16 protein-coding genes are annotated in these 14,693 nt (G+C 69.8%); 13 read left to right on the top strand and 3 right to left on the bottom strand.

The features are described 5' to 3' along the window. The first annotated feature begins 86 nt into the window (after positions 1-86). Together ACLBYB_RS00850 and ACLBYB_RS00845 are read left to right on the top strand one after the other, a co-directional pair. Positions 87-656 carry an NUDIX domain-containing protein gene (locus ACLBYB_RS00850; protein WP_447698123.1) on the top strand — a complete coding sequence of 190 codons (570 nt, stop codon included), beginning with the start codon at positions 87-89 and terminating at the stop codon, positions 654-656. A gap of 198 nt (positions 657-854) precedes the next feature. Then, positions 855-2,024, top strand: coding sequence for an acetyl-CoA acetyltransferase (locus ACLBYB_RS00845; RefSeq protein ID WP_447697542.1), 1,170 nt, complete (start codon positions 855-857; stop codon positions 2,022-2,024). Positions 2,025-2,153: 129 nt separating this feature from the next. On the opposite strand, the gene ACLBYB_RS00840 is transcribed toward ACLBYB_RS00845, so the two are convergent. The 3 genes from ACLBYB_RS00840 to ACLBYB_RS00830 form a co-directional block, all read right to left on the bottom strand. Then, positions 2,154-3,443 (bottom strand): O-acetylhomoserine aminocarboxypropyltransferase/cysteine synthase family protein, encoded by a 1,290-nt coding sequence (locus tag ACLBYB_RS00840; RefSeq protein ID WP_447697541.1) that lies wholly within the window; start codon positions 3,441-3,443, stop codon positions 2,154-2,156. Positions 3,444-3,501: 58 nt separating this feature from the next. Next, the gene (locus ACLBYB_RS00835; protein ID WP_447697540.1) at positions 3,502-3,888 is read right to left on the bottom strand and encodes a response regulator; all 387 of its coding nucleotides are present in this window, start codon (positions 3,886-3,888) and stop codon (positions 3,502-3,504) included. Positions 3,889-3,973: 85 nt separating this feature from the next. After that, positions 3,974-4,630: an alpha/beta hydrolase gene (locus ACLBYB_RS00830; protein ID WP_447697539.1), complete on the bottom strand. Its 657-nt coding sequence runs from the start codon at positions 4,628-4,630 to the stop codon at positions 3,974-3,976. A gap of 273 nt (positions 4,631-4,903) precedes the next feature. Between ACLBYB_RS00830 and ACLBYB_RS00825 the strand changes: the two genes are divergently transcribed. The 11 genes from ACLBYB_RS00825 (at position 4,904) to ACLBYB_RS00775 (ending at position 14,686) form a co-directional block, all read left to right on the top strand. Next, positions 4,904-6,073, top strand: a complete 1,170-nt coding sequence (locus ACLBYB_RS00825) for a cysteine desulfurase family protein (protein WP_447697538.1) — start codon at positions 4,904-4,906, stop codon at positions 6,071-6,073. 68 nt (positions 6,074-6,141) lie between these two features. Then, positions 6,142-7,611, top strand: coding sequence for a Fe-S cluster assembly protein SufB (sufB, locus tag ACLBYB_RS00820; RefSeq protein WP_026604969.1), 1,470 nt, complete (start codon positions 6,142-6,144; stop codon positions 7,609-7,611). A 25-nt stretch (positions 7,612-7,636) separates the two neighbouring features. Then, entirely contained in the window at positions 7,637-7,876 is a 240-nt protein-coding gene (locus tag ACLBYB_RS00815) for a hypothetical protein (RefSeq protein ID WP_020093413.1), read from the top strand. A gap of 15 nt (positions 7,877-7,891) precedes the next feature. Continuing rightward, positions 7,892-8,644: a Fe-S cluster assembly ATPase SufC gene (gene sufC / locus ACLBYB_RS00810; protein WP_447695100.1), complete on the top strand. Its 753-nt coding sequence runs from the start codon at positions 7,892-7,894 to the stop codon at positions 8,642-8,644. Positions 8,645-8,647: 3 nt separating this feature from the next. Continuing rightward, positions 8,648-9,970 carry a SufB/SufD family protein gene (locus tag ACLBYB_RS00805; protein WP_447697537.1) on the top strand — a complete coding sequence of 441 codons (1,323 nt, stop codon included), beginning with the start codon at positions 8,648-8,650 and terminating at the stop codon, positions 9,968-9,970. 199 nt (positions 9,971-10,169) lie between these two features. Next, on the top strand, positions 10,170-11,414 hold the full coding sequence (locus ACLBYB_RS00800; protein ID WP_056525234.1) for a cysteine desulfurase: 1,245 nt from the start codon (positions 10,170-10,172) through the stop codon (positions 11,412-11,414). 50 nt (positions 11,415-11,464) lie between these two features. Continuing rightward, positions 11,465-11,848 carry an SUF system Fe-S cluster assembly protein gene (locus ACLBYB_RS00795; RefSeq protein ID WP_020093409.1) on the top strand — a complete coding sequence of 128 codons (384 nt, stop codon included), beginning with the start codon at positions 11,465-11,467 and terminating at the stop codon, positions 11,846-11,848. 195 nt (positions 11,849-12,043) lie between these two features. Then, on the top strand, positions 12,044-12,427 hold the full coding sequence (locus ACLBYB_RS00790) for a hypothetical protein (RefSeq protein WP_447697536.1): 384 nt from the start codon (positions 12,044-12,046) through the stop codon (positions 12,425-12,427). A gap of 300 nt (positions 12,428-12,727) precedes the next feature. Beyond that, complete coding sequence (locus ACLBYB_RS00785) at positions 12,728-13,054, top strand: hypothetical protein (protein ID WP_447697535.1); 327 nt, start codon at positions 12,728-12,730, stop codon at positions 13,052-13,054. A gap of 273 nt (positions 13,055-13,327) precedes the next feature. Then, positions 13,328-13,579 carry a hypothetical protein gene (locus ACLBYB_RS00780; protein WP_447680648.1) on the top strand — a complete coding sequence of 84 codons (252 nt, stop codon included), beginning with the start codon at positions 13,328-13,330 and terminating at the stop codon, positions 13,577-13,579. A gap of 171 nt (positions 13,580-13,750) precedes the next feature. Next, on the top strand, positions 13,751-14,686 hold the full coding sequence (locus ACLBYB_RS00775; protein WP_042673784.1) for an ABC transporter ATP-binding protein: 936 nt from the start codon (positions 13,751-13,753) through the stop codon (positions 14,684-14,686). The last annotated feature ends 7 nt before the right edge of the window (positions 14,687-14,693 follow it).

The following is a 14,693-nucleotide window of genomic DNA, read 5'->3' as shown; positions in this document are numbered from 1 at the left end:
GTGTCCGACCAAACGTGGCCGCGGGCGCCGGCGTTCCCGGAACCCGAGGACACGGTTCCGTGTAAGGCGATGAGGGGGGCGTGCCCATGAAAGCTGAGATCCTCACTGTCCGCTTCGTCCACGAGGGCTGGAGCCGCTTCGGGATCGCGCGGGTGCGCCTCGCCGACGGCGCCGTCGTCGAGCGCGAGATCGAGGACCACGGCGACTCGGTCGGGATCCTGCCCTACGACCCGGAGCGGAAGGTCGCGACGCTGGTGCGCGAGCTGCGGGTGCCGCCGCTTTTCGCGGCCGGCGAGCAGGTCCAGCTGGAGGCACCGGCGGGCCTGATCGACGCCGGCAGCCCGGAGGAGAACGCCCGCCGGGAGGCGCTGGAGGAGGTGGGCCTGCGCCTGCGGGCGCTCGAGTTCGTCGGCGCCACCTATTCCTGCGCCAGCCTGACCACCGAGAAGATCCACCTCTACCTCGCGCCCTACGACCGGGCGGATCGCGCGGAGGCGGGTGGCGGGGCCGAGGGCGAGCACGAGAACATCCGGGTGGTCGAGATGCCGCTGGCCGAGCTCGCCGCACGCGCCGACCGCGCCGAGATCACCGACCTCAAGACGCTGGCCCTGATCCTGGCGCTCCGCGCACGCCATCCGGAGCTGTTCGCCCCGTGAGAGGTCGCCGCGCGCTCGGCCGCGCGCTGCTGACCGCGCTGGTGCTGGTCGGCGTCGCGTGGGTCGCCTTCCACCTGCGCTGAGCGGGCCCGAGCGGCCCTCCTCCGGACGGGTCCGGCGCGTCGAAGAACCCGCGCCCTGTCTTGATCGCCGGCCGCGGCGGGCCCATCGTCCTGTCCACACACGGGAGGTCACCGGATGACGCGCGCCTGCATCGTGGGCTGGGCCCACACCCCCTTCGGCAAGCTCGAGGAGCCCGATGTCGAGGGGCTGATCGCCCGGGTCTCGGGGGAGGCGCTGGCCCATGCCGGCGTCGAGGAGGCGCAGGTCGACGGCATCTACGTGGGCTCGATGAACACCGGCTTCTCGAAGCAGGGCTTCGAGGGCTCGCTGGTGGCGGTGAACCGGCCGGGCCTCGCCCACGCGCCTGCGACCCACCTGGAGAACGCCTGCGCCACCGGGTCGGCGGCGCTCTACGCGGCCCTCGACTTCGTCGACAGCGGCCGCGGCCGCGTGGCCCTGGTGATCGGCGCCGAGAAGATGACCGCCAAGACCGTCGCCGAGACCGGCGACATCCTGCTGGGCGCCTCCTACCGGAAGGAGGAGGCCGACATCGAGGGCGGCTTCGCGGGCGTGTTCGGGCGGATCGCGGCGGGCTACTTCCAGCGCTACGGCGACCGCAGCGAGGAGCTGGCCCGCATCGCCGCCAAGAACCACCGCAACGGCGTCGGCAACCCCTACGCGCAGTTGCGCAAGGACCTCGGCTTCGACTTCTGCAACCGGGTCTCGGACAAGAACCCCTACGTGGCCGCCCCCCTGCGGCGCACGGACTGCTCGCTGATCTCGGACGGGGCGGCGGCGCTTGTGGTGGCCGATGCCGAGACCGCCGAGGGCCTGGAGCGGGCGATCGGCTTCCGCGCGCGCGCGCACGTCAATGACATCCTGCCCCTGTCCCGCCGCGACCCGGCGGAGTTCAAGGGCGCGCGAATGGCCTGGGAGAAGGCGCGGGCCCAGGCCGGGATCGCCAACGAGGACCTCTCCTTCGTGGAGACCCACGACTGCTTCACCATTGCCGAGCTGATCGAGTACGAGGCGATGGGTCTCGCCGCCCCGGGCGAGGGGTTTCGCGTCGTGCGCGAGGGGCTCGCCGAGAAGGGGGGCCGGCTGCCGATCAACCCGTCCGGCGGGTTGAAGGCCAAGGGTCACCCCGTGGGGGCGACCGGCGTGTCGATGCACGTCATGGCCTGCCTTCAGCTCATGGGCGAGGCCGGCGAGATGCAGGTGCCCGGGGCGGAGCTCGCCGGGATCTTCAACATGGGCGGTGCGGCGGTCGCCAACTACGTGTCGATCCTGGAGCGGCGGCGCTGAGGCCATCCCGGTTGCGGCCACTCCCTGCCCGCCGTGGCCGTCCTCGCGGGCGGCGCGAAGCAATCCAGCGGCGCCACGATCGTCGAGATCGCGCGGCTCTGGGTCGCTTCGCTGCGCTCGCGATGACGACTACAGGCGATCCAGCGCCTGCTGGAGATCGGCGATCAGGTCGGCCTCGTTCTCCAGCCCGACCGACAGCCGCACGGTCTCGGGCCCGACCTGCGCGGCGGCCTTCTCGTGCTCCGGCAGCTGCCGGTGCGTGGTCGAGGACGGGTGGATCGCCAGCGACTTGATCTCGCCGATGTTCACCAAGTGGGAGATCAGCTCCAGCCCGGCGATGAACTGCAGCGCCGCAGGCTCGCCGCCCTTCAGCGCGAAGGTGAAGATCGAGCCCGGCCCGTCCGGGGTGTAGCGGCGGGCGAGGTCCTCGCCGGTCTGGCCCGGCAACATCGGGTAGCTCACCCAGGCCACGGCCGGGTGATCCTTCAGGAAGGCCGCCACCGCCCGCGCATTGGCGCAGTGCCGCTCCATGCGCAGCGGCAGGGTCTCGATCCCCATGAGCGTCAGGAACGCGTTCATCGGCGACAGGCCGGGCCCGAGGTCCCGCAGGCCGAAGAACCGGCACGCCGCCGCGAAGGGGGTCGCCGGGAAGGCCTCGGTGAGCACCAGCCCGTCATAGTCCGGCCAGGGCTCGGTGATCAGGTTGTAGCCGCCGGCCTTCGCCCAGTCGAAGCGGCCGGCGTCGCAGATCACGCCGCCGATGGTCTGGCCGGAGCCGCTCAGGAACTTCGAGGTGGAGTGCCAGACGATGTCGGCGCCGTGCTCGATCGGCCGGATCAGGGCCGGCGAGGCGAGGGTGTTGTCGACGACGAGCGGCAGGTTGTGGCGGCGGGCCACCGCGGCGATGCCGTCGAGGTCCACCACCGACGCGCAGGGGTTCACGATCGATTCGCAGAAGATGGCCCGGCAGTCCGGGGTGATCGCCGCCTCGAAATCCTCCGGGGCGATACCGCGCGCGAAGCGCGGCTTCAGGTCGTAGCGCCCGTCGAGCCGGCGCATCAGGCCGAGCGACCCGCCGAACAGGCGCGGCGACGCGACGTAGGCGTCGCCGCTCTTCAACAGCGTCATCAGAATGAGCTGCATGGCCGATTGTCCGGAGGACACCGCCACGCCCGCCTTCGCGCCCTCAAGATCGGCGATCCGACGCTCCAGCGCGGCGACCGTCGGGTTGGATCCGCGCGAGTAGGAGAAGCCGGTCCGGCGGCCCGCGAAGATGTCGGCGGCCTGCTCGGTCGAGTCGAAGACGAAGCCGTTGGTGAAGTAGATCGGCTGGACCCGGGCGCCCGTGGCGGGATCGGGCGCCGCGCCGGCGTGTATGGCCCGGGTCGCGAAGCGGTGCGGTCTGTTCTTGTCCGTCATGGCTCTCGGTCGGGTGTTCAGGGCCCGGACCGGGTGTCAGCCCGAGCGGATCCGTGCGTCAAGCCGCGCGGCGGATGAAGGCCTGCAGGGTCCGGACCAGGGTGGTCGGCTCGTAGGGCTTCGGGATGAACCGGGCGCCCTCCGGCATGTCGTTGGGACCGGGCGTGCCCATGCCCGATACCACCAGCACGGGTATCGAGGGCCAGCGATGCGCGACGAGGCGGGCCAGGGCGAAGCCGTCCATCGATCCCTGCGGCATGTCGACGTCGGTCATCAGGACGCCGACGTCGTCGCGGTTCTCCAGGACCTTCAGCGCCTTGTCGGCATGCGTCGCCTCGACGACGGTGAAGCCCGCATCCGCGAGGGTGTCCGAGGCCTCCATCAGAAGGAGGCCGTCATCTTCCACGAGGAGAACGACGGGGTGGTCGGACGAGCTATCTGACATCAGACCTGCGAAGGTGCGTCTCAATTCCGAAACCCGCGCCCTATTCCTCCGGGGCTCCCCCCGTCAAGGCGCGGGGCCGGATCCGTCAGGCCGCCTCCTCGCGCTTGCCGAGGCGCTTGTCGAGGTAGGTGTCGACCGTCTGTGTCAGTTCCTCGACCCTGCCGTCGAAGAAATGGTTGGCGCCCTCGACCATCTGGTGCTCGATGATGACGCCCTTCTGGGTCTTCACCTTCTCGATCACCGGCATGACCTCGCGGGCGGGCGCGACCCGGTCCTCGGAGCCGTGCACGAACAGGCCGGAGGAGGGGCAGGGGGCCAGGAAGGTGAAGTCGTAGCGGTTCGCCATGGCGGCGATGGAGATGAATCCCTCGATCTCGGGGCGGCGCATCAGGAGCTGCATCCCGATCCACGAGCCGAAGGACACGCCGGCGATCCAGCAGGACTTCGCCTCCGGGTTGACCGATTGCACCCAGTCGAGGGCGGCCGCGGCGTCCGACAGCTCGCCCGAGCCGTGGTCGAACGACCCCTGGCTGCGTCCCACCCCGCGGAAATTGAAGCGCAGGGCCGCGAAACCGCGATTGGCGAACGTGTAAAACAGGTTGTACACGATCTGATTGTTCATCGTGCCCCCGAACTGGGGGTGCGGGTGCAGGATGATGGCGATCGGCGCGCCGCGCTTCTTGGGGGCTTGGTAACGGCCTTCCAGGCGGCCGGCCGGGCCGGTGAAGATCACTTCGGGCATCGCTCGTCTCTCGCTCCGGAGATCGCCCGCCGGGCTATCGGCCCGGCGGCGCAGCAGCCTTGACTCGTCGCGCGCGCACCATAAAAGCAGTCTTAGAACAGTTCTAGGCGATTAGAACTGCTCTAAACAACCCGTCCGAAGCACCGCGTTGGCTGCCACGCCGACCGTGCCGGGTCGGCGGGATCTCATTGTCTCGGCGCGCCTTAGCACGGCGAGCCGGCGCGCGGGCAAGGAATTGTGACGCGCCGCAGCAGAGGGCTTAACGGAACGCGGATGAGCCGGGCACGCGCCTATCTCGACTACAACGCCACCGCGCCGGTCCGCCCGGACGTCGCGGAGGCGGTCGCGCGCGCGCTCACGCTCCTCGGAAACCCGTCCTCGATCCATGCGGAGGGACGGGCGGCCAGGGCCGCCCTCGAAGCGGCCCGCACCCAGGTGGCGGCACTCGTGAACGCCCGGCCCGAGCAGGTCGTCTTCACCAGCGGCGGGACCGAGGCGGCGAACGCGGTCCTGTCGGGCGCTCTCCGTCGCGGCGGCGCGGCGGCCCCGAGGCGGCTGCTCCACTCCGCCACGGAGCATCCCTGCGTTGCGGCCGGTCACCGGTTCCCGGACGCGGCCGTTGAGGAAGTCCCGGTCACCGCCGACGGCGTGGTCGATCTCGCCGCCCTGGAGGCGCGCCTGGGTGCTCTCGCCGACGAGACCCTGGTCCTCTCGGTCCATGCCGCCAACAACGAGACCGGCGCGGTGCAGCCGCTGGCCGAGATCGTCGGCCTGGCGCGGGCGCACGGCCGGACCCTGGTCCACAGCGACGCCGTGCAGGCCGTCGGCAAGATCCCCCTCGACATGGCGGCGCTCGGCCTCGACGCGCTGACCCTCTCGGGCCACAAGTTCGCGGCGCCCAAGGGGGTCGGCGCGCTGGTCCTGGCCGAGGGCGTCAGCCTGGAGAGCGCCTTCCTGCGCGGGGGCGGCCAGGAGCGGCGGCTGCGCTGCGGCACCGAGTGCCTGCCGGCCATCGTCGGCATGGGCGAGGCTGCCCGGATCGCCCGCGCGGCGCTCGACGCGGAGGCGGCGCGCCTCTCCGCGCTCCGGGACCGGATCGAGGCCGGCGTGCGCACCATGGCGCCGGACGCGGTGGTGTTCGCCGCCGGGGCGCCGCGCCTGCCCAACACCCTGAGTTTCTCGGTCCCGGGGCTCGACGCGCCCTCGGCCCTGATCGCCCTCGACCTCGCCGGCGTGGCGGTGTCGTCGGGCTCGGCCTGCTCGTCGGGCAAGGTCGCGCGCTCGGCGACGCTCGCCGCGATGGGCGTCGGTTCCGACCTCGCCGGGGGGGCGCTGCGCGTCAGCCTCGGCTGGAACACGGTGGACGAGGAGGTGGCATGCTTCCTCGACGCCTTCGAACGGGTCGTGGAGACCCTATATAGACGGCGAGGTCAGGCGGCCTGAGCGCCGCCCCCCCGCTTTCCGACAGTCGCTTCCCGGCCCTTGACGCCGGAGATGCCTAGGAGACGCTGATGCCTGCTGTGCAGGAAACCATCGACCGGGTCCGCTCGATCGACCTCGACCAGTACAAGTACGGGTTCGAGACGACGATCGAGATGGAGAAGTCCGAGAAGGGCATCTCCGAGGACGTCGTCCGCTTCATCTCGGCCAAGAAGAACGAGCCCGCGTGGCTGCTGGAGTGGCGCCTCGACGCCTACCGGCGCTGGCTGACCATGAAGGAGCCGGAGTGGGCCCGCGTCTCCTACGACAAGGTCGACTACAACGACATCTACTACTACGCCGCCCCGAAGCGGCAGGGACCGGAATCGCTCGACGAGATCGATCCCGAGATCCTGAAGACCTACGAGAAGCTCGGCATCCCGCTGCGCGAGGTCGAGGTGCTGGAGGGCATCGCCCCCGAGCGCCGGGTCGCGGTCGACGCCGTGTTCGATTCGGTCTCGGTGGCCACCACCTTCAAGAAGGAGCTGGAGAAGGCCGGCGTGATCTTCATGCCGATCTCCGAGGCGGTGCGCGAGCATCCCGAGCTCGTGCAGAAGTACCTCGGCTCGGTCGTGCCTGTGACCGACAACTTCTTCGCGACGCTGAATTCGGCCGTCTTCTCCGACGGGTCGTTCGTCTACATCCCGCCGGGCGTGCGCTGCCCGATGGAGCTGTCGACCTACTTCCGCATCAACGAGCGCGACACCGGCCAGTTCGAGCGCACGCTGATCATCGCCGACAAGGGCTCCTACGTTTCGTATCTCGAGGGTTGCACCGCCCCGAAGCGCGACGACAACCAGCTCCACGCCGCGGTGGTCGAGCTGGTCGCCCTGGACGATGCTGAGATCAAGTACTCGACCGTTCAGAACTGGTACCCGGGCGACAACGAGGGCAAGGGCGGCATCTACAACTTCGTGACGAAGCGCGGCGATTGCCGCGGCGCCCGCTCGAAGATCTCGTGGACGCAGGTCGAGACCGGCTCGGCGATCACCTGGAAGTACCCGTCCTGCATCCTGCGCGGCGACGATTCCCGCGGCGAGTTCTACTCGATCGCGGTGTCGAACGGCATGCAGCAGGTCGATTCCGGCACCAAGATGATCCATCTCGGCAAGAACACGACGAGCCGGATCATCTCGAAGGGCATCTCGGCCGGCCGGTCGCAGAACACCTACCGGGGCCTCGTCTCTGCGCACCGGAAGGCCAAGGGCGCGCGCAACTTCACGAACTGCGACTCCCTGCTGATCGGCGACCAATGCGGCGCGCACACCGTGCCCTACATCGAGTCGAAGAACGCCTCGGCCGTCTTCGAGCATGAGGCGACGACCTCGAAGATTTCCGAGGAGCAGAAGTTCTACTGCCAGCAGCGCGGCCTCTCCGAGGAGGAGGCGACCGCGCTCATCGTCAACGGCTTCGTGCGGGACGTGCTGCAGCAGTTGCCCATGGAGTTCGCCGTCGAGGCCCAGAAGCTGATCTCGATCAGCCTGGAAGGCTCGGTGGGCTGACCGCCTGGGCGGTTACGACGACGACGTGCTGCGGGCGGCCCATCGGCACAGCGCGCGGCACGCCGACGAGGTCAGGAGCAGCGTCCTGTGCGGATGCTTCTTCTGCCTCGAGGTTTTCGCGCCGGACGAGATCGCGGGCTGGATCGCCGATGAGGGCACCGCCCTCTGTCCCCGGTGCGGCATCGACGCGGTGATCGGCGACCTCTCCGGCTACCCGGCCGGGAGCGCCGCGTTCCTGCGGGCGATGCGGGACGAATGGTTTTGAAGGACTTGGACTGACATGCTGGAAATCAAGAACCTCGTCGTGCAGATCGAGGACAACCGCATCCTGAACGGCCTCAACCTGACCGTGAACGACGGCGAGGTCGCGGCGATCATGGGCCCGAACGGCTCGGGCAAGTCGACCCTCTCCTACGTCATCGCCGGCAAGGAGGATTACGAGGTTCTCGACGGCGAGATCCTGCTCGACGGGCAGAACGTTCTGGAGATGGCCGCCGACGAGCGCGCCGCGGCCGGCATCTTCCTGGCCTTCCAGTACCCGCTGGAGATCCCCGGCGTCGGCACCATGACCTTCCTCAAGGCCTGCCTGAACGCGCAGCGCAAGGCGCGTGGCGAGGCCGAGCTGTCGACCCCGGACTTCATCCGCGCGGTGAACGGCGCGGCCGACAAGCTCGAGATCAACAAGGAGATGCTCAAGCGCGCCCTCAACGTCGGCTTCTCCGGCGGCGAGAAGAAGCGCATGGAGATCCTCCAGATGGCGCTGCTGCAGCCGAAGTTCTGCGTGCTCGACGAGACCGATTCCGGCCTCGACATCGACGCCCTGCGCATCGTCTCCGAGGGCGTGAACGCGCTCCGCGACCAGGGCCGCTCGTTCCTGGTGATCACCCACTACCAGCGGCTGCTCAACCACATCGTGCCCGACACCGTGCACGTCATGTCGAAGGGCCAGATCGTGAAGACCGGCGGCAAAGAGCTCGCCCTCGAGCTCGAGGCCTCGGGCTACGCCGAGTACCGCGCCGGGGAGGCGGCCTGAGCCATGGCCGACGTCACCAACCTCCGCTCCCCCGCCGAGGCCGGCTTGTCGAAGCTGTTCGAGTCGGCCCGCCAGAGCTTCGCCAGCGAGAAGGCGATCGCCCGCGAGGAGGCCTTCCGCTTCTTCGAGGCGACCGGCCTGCCGAGCCGGCGGGTCGAGGCATTCAAGTACACGGACCTGCGCGCCGCCATCACCGAGGCCGCGCCCCCGGCCGAGGCGCCGAGCCTCGACGCCGCCCGGGCGGCCGTCGCCGGGGCGAAGGGCTTCGCCGGCATCGAGGCCGCGCGCCTGACCTTCGTGAACGGCCATCTCGTCCGCGAGCTGTCGGATCTCGACCGGATCCCCGAGGGGGTCACGGTCGTCCCGATGTCCGAGGCGCTGACGAAGGCGCATGTCGACCTGAAGCAGCTCGCGCCGGTGGCGCAGGCCCGGGAGAACCCGGTCTACCAGCTCAACACCGCCTTCCTGGCGGACGGCGCGCTGATCACGGTGGCGCCCGGCGCGAAGCCGGCGCGGCCGCTGCACCTGCGCTTCGTGGGCGCCGGGAACACGCCGTTCTCGACGGCGACCCGCGTGCTCGTCCAGATCGGCGAGGGCGCGGAGTTCGGTCTCCTGGAGAGCCACGAGGGTCCGGACGGGCTCACCTGCCAGCCGAACGACGCCCTCGACGTGGTGGTCGGCCCCAAGGCCGCCTTCCGGCACACCCGCCTGAACAAGCAGGGCGACGCCGCCATCGCGCTCTCGACCCTGTCGCTCAAGGTCGAGGCCGAGGGTCAGGTCGAGACCGTGAACCTCGTGACCGGAGCGGTCCTGTCGCGCCACCAGATCTTCGTCCACGTCGCGGGCGACGACACCAACGTCGTGGTCAACGGCGCCGCGATGCTGCGCAAGGGTCAGCTCGCCGACTCGACGCTGCTCGCCGATCACGCCGCCGTCGGCGGCGTCGGCCGCGAGCAGTTCAAGTGGATCATCGACGGCGACGCCACCGGCGTGTTCCAGGGCAAGATCATCGTCCGTCAGGCCGCCCAGCAGACCGACGGCAAGATGAAGTCCGACTGCCTCCTCCTCACCGACGAGGGGCAGATGATGAACAAGCCGGAGCTGGAGATCTTCGCCGACGACGTCGCCTGCGGCCACGGCGCCACCTGCGGTGCGCCGGACGAGGACCTGCTGTTCTACCTGATGGCCCGCGGCCTGCCGCGCGCGACCGCCGAGAGCCTGCTCGTCCAGGCCTTCGTCGGCGAGGCCGTCGAGGCGGTCACGCACGAGGGCGCCCGCGCGGCGCTCATCGGCGAGATCGAGGCCTGGCTCCAGGCGCGCGGCTGATCGGACCCGGCCGGTCCGCTCCGCGGACCGGCCCTTCTCGATGCCTGATCCCGGCCTGAGGCCACCGCGGCAGCGCGCCTCGGGGCGGGGTCCAGGAATCGCAACGCCAGCCGGAGGCCTCCGAGGCCTCCGCTTCGCTCCGGCACCTCAGGATGAGGGCTGTTCCCGGGATCGGCGAAGTCTTCGGAAGGTCGCGACCATGAACGCACCCGTCCTCACCCCCACCTACGACGTCGCGGCGATCCGGAAGGATTTCCCGATCCTGGGCCAGCAGGTCTACGGCAAGCCGCTCGTCTACCTCGACAACGCCGCCTCGGCGCAGAAGCCCCGGCAGGTGATCGACGCGATGGTCTCCTGCATGGAGACCGGCTACGCCAACGTCCATCGCGGCCTGCACTACATGGCCAACGCCGCCACCGAGGGTTTCGAGGGCGCGCGTGAGACCACGCGCCAGTTCCTCAACGCCGCCTCGACGGACGAGATCATCTTCACCCGCAACGCCACCGAGGCCTACAACCTCGTGGCCTCGTCGATGGGCTGGGCCGGCCTGATCGGAGAGGGGGACGAGATCATCCTCTCGATCATGGAGCACCACTCCAACATCGTGCCCTGGCACTTCCTGCGCGAGCGCCGCGGCGCGGTGATCAAGTGGGCGCCGGTCGACGACCAGGGCAATTTCCTGGTCGAGGAGTACGAGAAGCTGTTCTCGCCCCGCACCAAGATGGTGGCGATCACCCACATGTCGAACGTGCTCGGCACGGTGACGCCCGCCGCCGAGATCGTGCGCATCGCCCACGCCCACGGCGTGCCGGTCCTGCTCGACGGGGCCCAGAGCGCGGTGCACCAGCCCGTCGACGTGCGGGCGCTCGATTGCGACTTCTTCGTCTTCACCGGCCACAAGGTCTACGGCCCGACCGGGATCGGCGTGCTCTACGGCAAGAAGGAATGGCTGGAGCGCCTGCCGCCCTACCAGGGCGGCGGCGAGATGATCCGGACGGTCAGCGAGGACGCGATCACCTACAACGATCCGCCCCACCGGTTCGAGGCCGGCACCCCGGCCATCATCGAGGCGGTCGGTCTCGGCGCCGCGCTCGAGTACATGATGAATCTCGGGCGCGACGCGATCGCCGCCCACGAGGCGAAGCTCACGGCCTACGCGCAGGAGCGCCTCGGCGCGATGAATTCCCTGCGCCTCATCGGCACCGCGCCGGGCAAGGGCGGCGTGATCGCCTTCGAGATGAAGGGCGCGCACGCCCACGACATCGCCACGGTGATCGACCGGCAGGGCGTGGCGGTGCGGGCCGGGACCCACTGCGCGATGCCGCTGCTCAACCGCTTCGGCGTCACCTCGACCTGCCGCGCCTCGTTCGGGCTTTACAACACGACCGCCGAGATCGATGCCCTTGCCGAGGCGCTCGGCAGAGCAGAAATGCTGTTCACCTGATACTGGGATGAGGCTGGTCCCGCCCGCGCGGGCCCGGGGAGAGTGAAGCGATGAGCACCGACGCCACCATCACGGGCGGCAAGAACGCCCCCGACGTCGCCGGCGACTCGACGATCCCGCAGGCGGAACTGGACCGCCTGACCGACGACATCGTCGCGGCGCTGAAGACGGTCTACGATCCCGAGATTCCGGCCGACATCTACGAGCTCGGGCTGATCTACAAGGTCGATATCGGCGACGATCGCGTCGTCGCGATCGACATGACCCTCACGGCGCCCGGCTGCCCGGTCGCGGGCGAGATGCCCGGCTGGGTCGAGAACGCCGTGTCCGCCGTGCCCGGGGTCCAGTCCTGCGCGGTGACCATGGTCTTCGACCCGCCGTGGGACCAGAGCCGCATGTCGGACGAGGCCCGCGTCGCCCTCGACATGTGGTAGCGCTCCGGCGGAGCCTCACGGCTTCCCGAAGGGACTCCCGGGCGCGACGCGCGGACCCTGCGCGGCGCCCGATCGTCGTTGCGCGAGAAAGGCTCGCACCGCGCCCCGGACGCGGGTGGCGAGTGTCGACGCCGGCGCGATCTGCGGACTTCTACGCAGCCGTTAAGGCCCCGCTAACCATGACCCCGCAGATCGGTGGCGGCCGCCGCGAGGGCGGCCTCTCCTCGATACAGTTGGTGGAAGCGGATGGCTGCGGGCTACGTGGTCGCGGCGTTCTTGGAGGCGGCCGGGCTGGCCGGCCTCGTGATCGCCGTGCTCAAGATGCGGACGGAGCGGCGGGCGCGGGCCGCGGACTTGCGGAGCTTCCTTCGCTCCGGACAGATCCCGATTGTCGAGATCGGGGGGATGCGCCGTCCCGCGGATGCTGCCGCGCGGCTGATCGCCGTCCCGTACACGACCGGCCGGGGCGGCGCTCCGGAGGCTCGGCCGTCGGCCGCCCGCGCGGCGCTCGGACGCGCCTTCACGTCCGGCGGCGCGGTACCGCGCGCCGGGTTGGCCGGCGCGATCAGCGCAGGATGACGTCGAGGCCGCTGCCGAGCAGGACCACGGCGCTGAGCGTCAGCATGAACTTCAGGTCTTCGAGACGGGCGCTCATGATCGATCCTCGATGTTCGGCTGGTTGGCTGCCGTTCCGATGACCGATGATCACCAGATTAACGAATTTTTCGCGAGTCCTTTCAGGATCCGTTAGGGATTTACCGACGGTTTCCGTTCGCTAACGTTACCGATGTGTTAAGACCTCTTCCGGAGCCGTCGGCTCATTCTGGTCCGGCGGGGCGGCACGATCTGCGCCGGCCGGAACTCACGAAGGTTCGAGCCATGTCCCCACGTCCGCGCACAACCTTCGGGCGGGCCGTCGACTGGATGTTTCGCGACAGGACCACCGGCGCGATCACCGTGGCGCAGTGGCCGAACCTGCCGCTCTGGCTCTTCGCGGGCCTGAGCCTCGCGGCTTGGCTGGCCCGGGACAGGGGCGAGCTGGCCCCCTGGCTGCCGGCCTCCTCCCTGTCCTTCGGGGCCGACATCGCGCTGACATGGTGGGCGCTCGACGAGCTCCTGCGCGGCGTGAATCCCTGGCGCAGGATCCTCGGTGCGGCGACGCTTGTCGGTCTGGCCGCGCTGATCACGCTTCGGCGAGCGGCCTAGCGCCGGAACCATGCTACCGGCAATTGTATTTCTGGTTGTCTATAAGGAACGGAGGCCGAACCGACTTCGCCGATTTCAGATGAGCGGCACAAGATCTCGGTCCGGGGTGGCTGTCCGCGCGTTCTGGACAGTGCGGCCCTGCCAAGCTGATACCATAACGGTAGGTTGCACCCGCCGAGAAAGTGTGGATGGTCGTGCCGCGCGCCGCGTGAGCAGCGTCTGTGGGCATCCCGTGCATCCGAGCTCGGCCGAAGGACTGGTTTCGAAGAGATCATGACGGACGCGGGCGGATTCGATCTCGACGGCACGGCGAAATCCGCTCACGAGCGGGAAGTGCTGCTTCGCCAGATCGCCCACGCGCTGAACGTCCCGGTCTCGATCTTCCGCGGGCCGCCGGGGTCCCCGGCAGCCGGCGGCCCGAGCGCCGCGGAATGCGCCGCCCTGCTGACCGCCTTCTCGCGCATCGAGGATCCGGAACTCCGCAAGGAGTGCCTCGCGCTGGCGGAGCGCCTCGGCCGCCGGTGAGCGGTGGGCGCCCTCGCGGTGCGGTGGCGCACACGGGCTCGGTCAGCGCCGGTCATTCACCATGCTATAGGGGCGCCCGCCGCCGGAGGCGTCCCGCTCGGCCGGCCCCTCGCGTGTCCGGTGCCTGAGCATGGCTGCCGGACCCGTGCACGCTCCCGCTCGCACCAGGCTCTGATGCCGATCATCTCCATCTCGAAGCTGTCGAAGACTTACACGTCTGGCTTCACAGCCCTGCGCGACATCGACCTCGCCATCGAGCGCGGCGAGATCTTCGCGCTGCTCGGTCCGAACGGAGCGGGCAAATCCACGCTCATCAACATCGTCTGCGGGATCGTCACCGCGAGTGCGGGGACCGTCCTGGTCGACGGCCACGACATCGCGGCGGATTACCGCGCCGCGCGCCGGGCCATCGGGCTCGTCCCGCAGGAACTGACCACCGACGCCTTCGAGACGGTGCTGAACACCGTGAGCTTCTCCCGCGGCCTGTTCGGGCTGCGGCCGGATCCCGGGCATATCGAGCGGATCCTCCGGGCGCTGTCCCTCTGGGACAAGCGCGACAGCCGGCTGATGACCCTGTCGGGCGGCATGAAGCGGCGGGTGCTCATCGCCAAGGCGCTGTCGCACGAGCCCCGGGTGCTGTTCCTCGACGAGCCCACGGCGGGCGTCGACGTGGAGCTGCGCCAGGACATGTGGCGCCTCGTGCGCGACCTGCGCCAGCAGGGCGTCACCGTCATCCTCACCACCCACTACATCGAGGAGGCCGAGGAGATGGCCGACCGCATCGGCGTGATCCGCCGGGGCGAGATCATCCTGGTGGAGGAGAAGGCCGCGCTGATGCGCAAGCTCGGGCGCAAGCAGCTGACGCTCCACCTCCAGCAGCCGATTGCCGCGGTACCGCCGGAACTCGCCGATTACGGCCTGGCGCTCGGCGGGGAGGGGACCGAGCTTGTCTACACCTACGACACCCGCGCCGAGCGCACCGGCATCACGGGGCTCCTGACCGGCCTCGCGGCGGCGGGCATCCGCTTCAACGACCTCCACACCGAGCAGAGCTCGCTGGAGGACATCTTCGTCGGCCTCGTGCGCGAGGAGAGGGCACAGCCATGAGCGCGGC

Source organism: Methylobacterium sp. D54C (assembly GCF_053345595.1).
The sequence above is the reverse complement of the archived record's forward strand: the minus strand, read 5'-3'. Positions and strand labels throughout refer to the sequence as shown.

What these genes read in the sequence shown, in the direction of transcription:
- ACLBYB_RS00805 (WP_447697537.1), top strand. Translation starts at nt 8,648, where the DNA reads ATGGCCGACGTCACCAACCTCCGCTCCCCCGCCGAGGCCGGCTTGTCG.
- ACLBYB_RS00825 (WP_447697538.1), top strand. Translation starts at nt 4,904, where the DNA reads ATGAGCCGGGCACGCGCCTATCTCGACTACAACGCCACCGCGCCGGTC.
- ACLBYB_RS00845 (WP_447697542.1), top strand. Translation starts at nt 855, where the DNA reads ATGACGCGCGCCTGCATCGTGGGCTGGGCCCACACCCCCTTCGGCAAG.
- ACLBYB_RS00850 (WP_447698123.1), top strand. Translation starts at nt 87, where the DNA reads ATGAAAGCTGAGATCCTCACTGTCCGCTTCGTCCACGAGGGCTGGAGC.
- sufC (WP_447695100.1), top strand. Translation starts at nt 7,892, where the DNA reads ATGCTGGAAATCAAGAACCTCGTCGTGCAGATCGAGGACAACCGCATC.
- ACLBYB_RS00830 (WP_447697539.1), bottom strand. Translation starts at nt 4,630, where the DNA reads ATGCCCGAAGTGATCTTCACCGGCCCGGCCGGCCGCCTGGAAGGCCGT.
- ACLBYB_RS00835 (WP_447697540.1), bottom strand. Translation starts at nt 3,888, where the DNA reads ATGTCAGATAGCTCGTCCGACCACCCCGTCGTTCTCCTCGTGGAAGAT.
- ACLBYB_RS00780 (WP_447680648.1), top strand. Translation starts at nt 13,328, where the DNA reads ATGACGGACGCGGGCGGATTCGATCTCGACGGCACGGCGAAATCCGCT.
- ACLBYB_RS00800 (WP_056525234.1), top strand. Translation starts at nt 10,170, where the DNA reads ATGAACGCACCCGTCCTCACCCCCACCTACGACGTCGCGGCGATCCGG.
- ACLBYB_RS00785 (WP_447697535.1), top strand. Translation starts at nt 12,728, where the DNA reads ATGTCCCCACGTCCGCGCACAACCTTCGGGCGGGCCGTCGACTGGATG.
- ACLBYB_RS00795 (WP_020093409.1), top strand. Translation starts at nt 11,465, where the DNA reads ATGAGCACCGACGCCACCATCACGGGCGGCAAGAACGCCCCCGACGTC.
- sufB (WP_026604969.1), top strand. Translation starts at nt 6,142, where the DNA reads ATGCCTGCTGTGCAGGAAACCATCGACCGGGTCCGCTCGATCGACCTC.
- ACLBYB_RS00840 (WP_447697541.1), bottom strand. Translation starts at nt 3,443, where the DNA reads ATGACGGACAAGAACAGACCGCACCGCTTCGCGACCCGGGCCATACAC.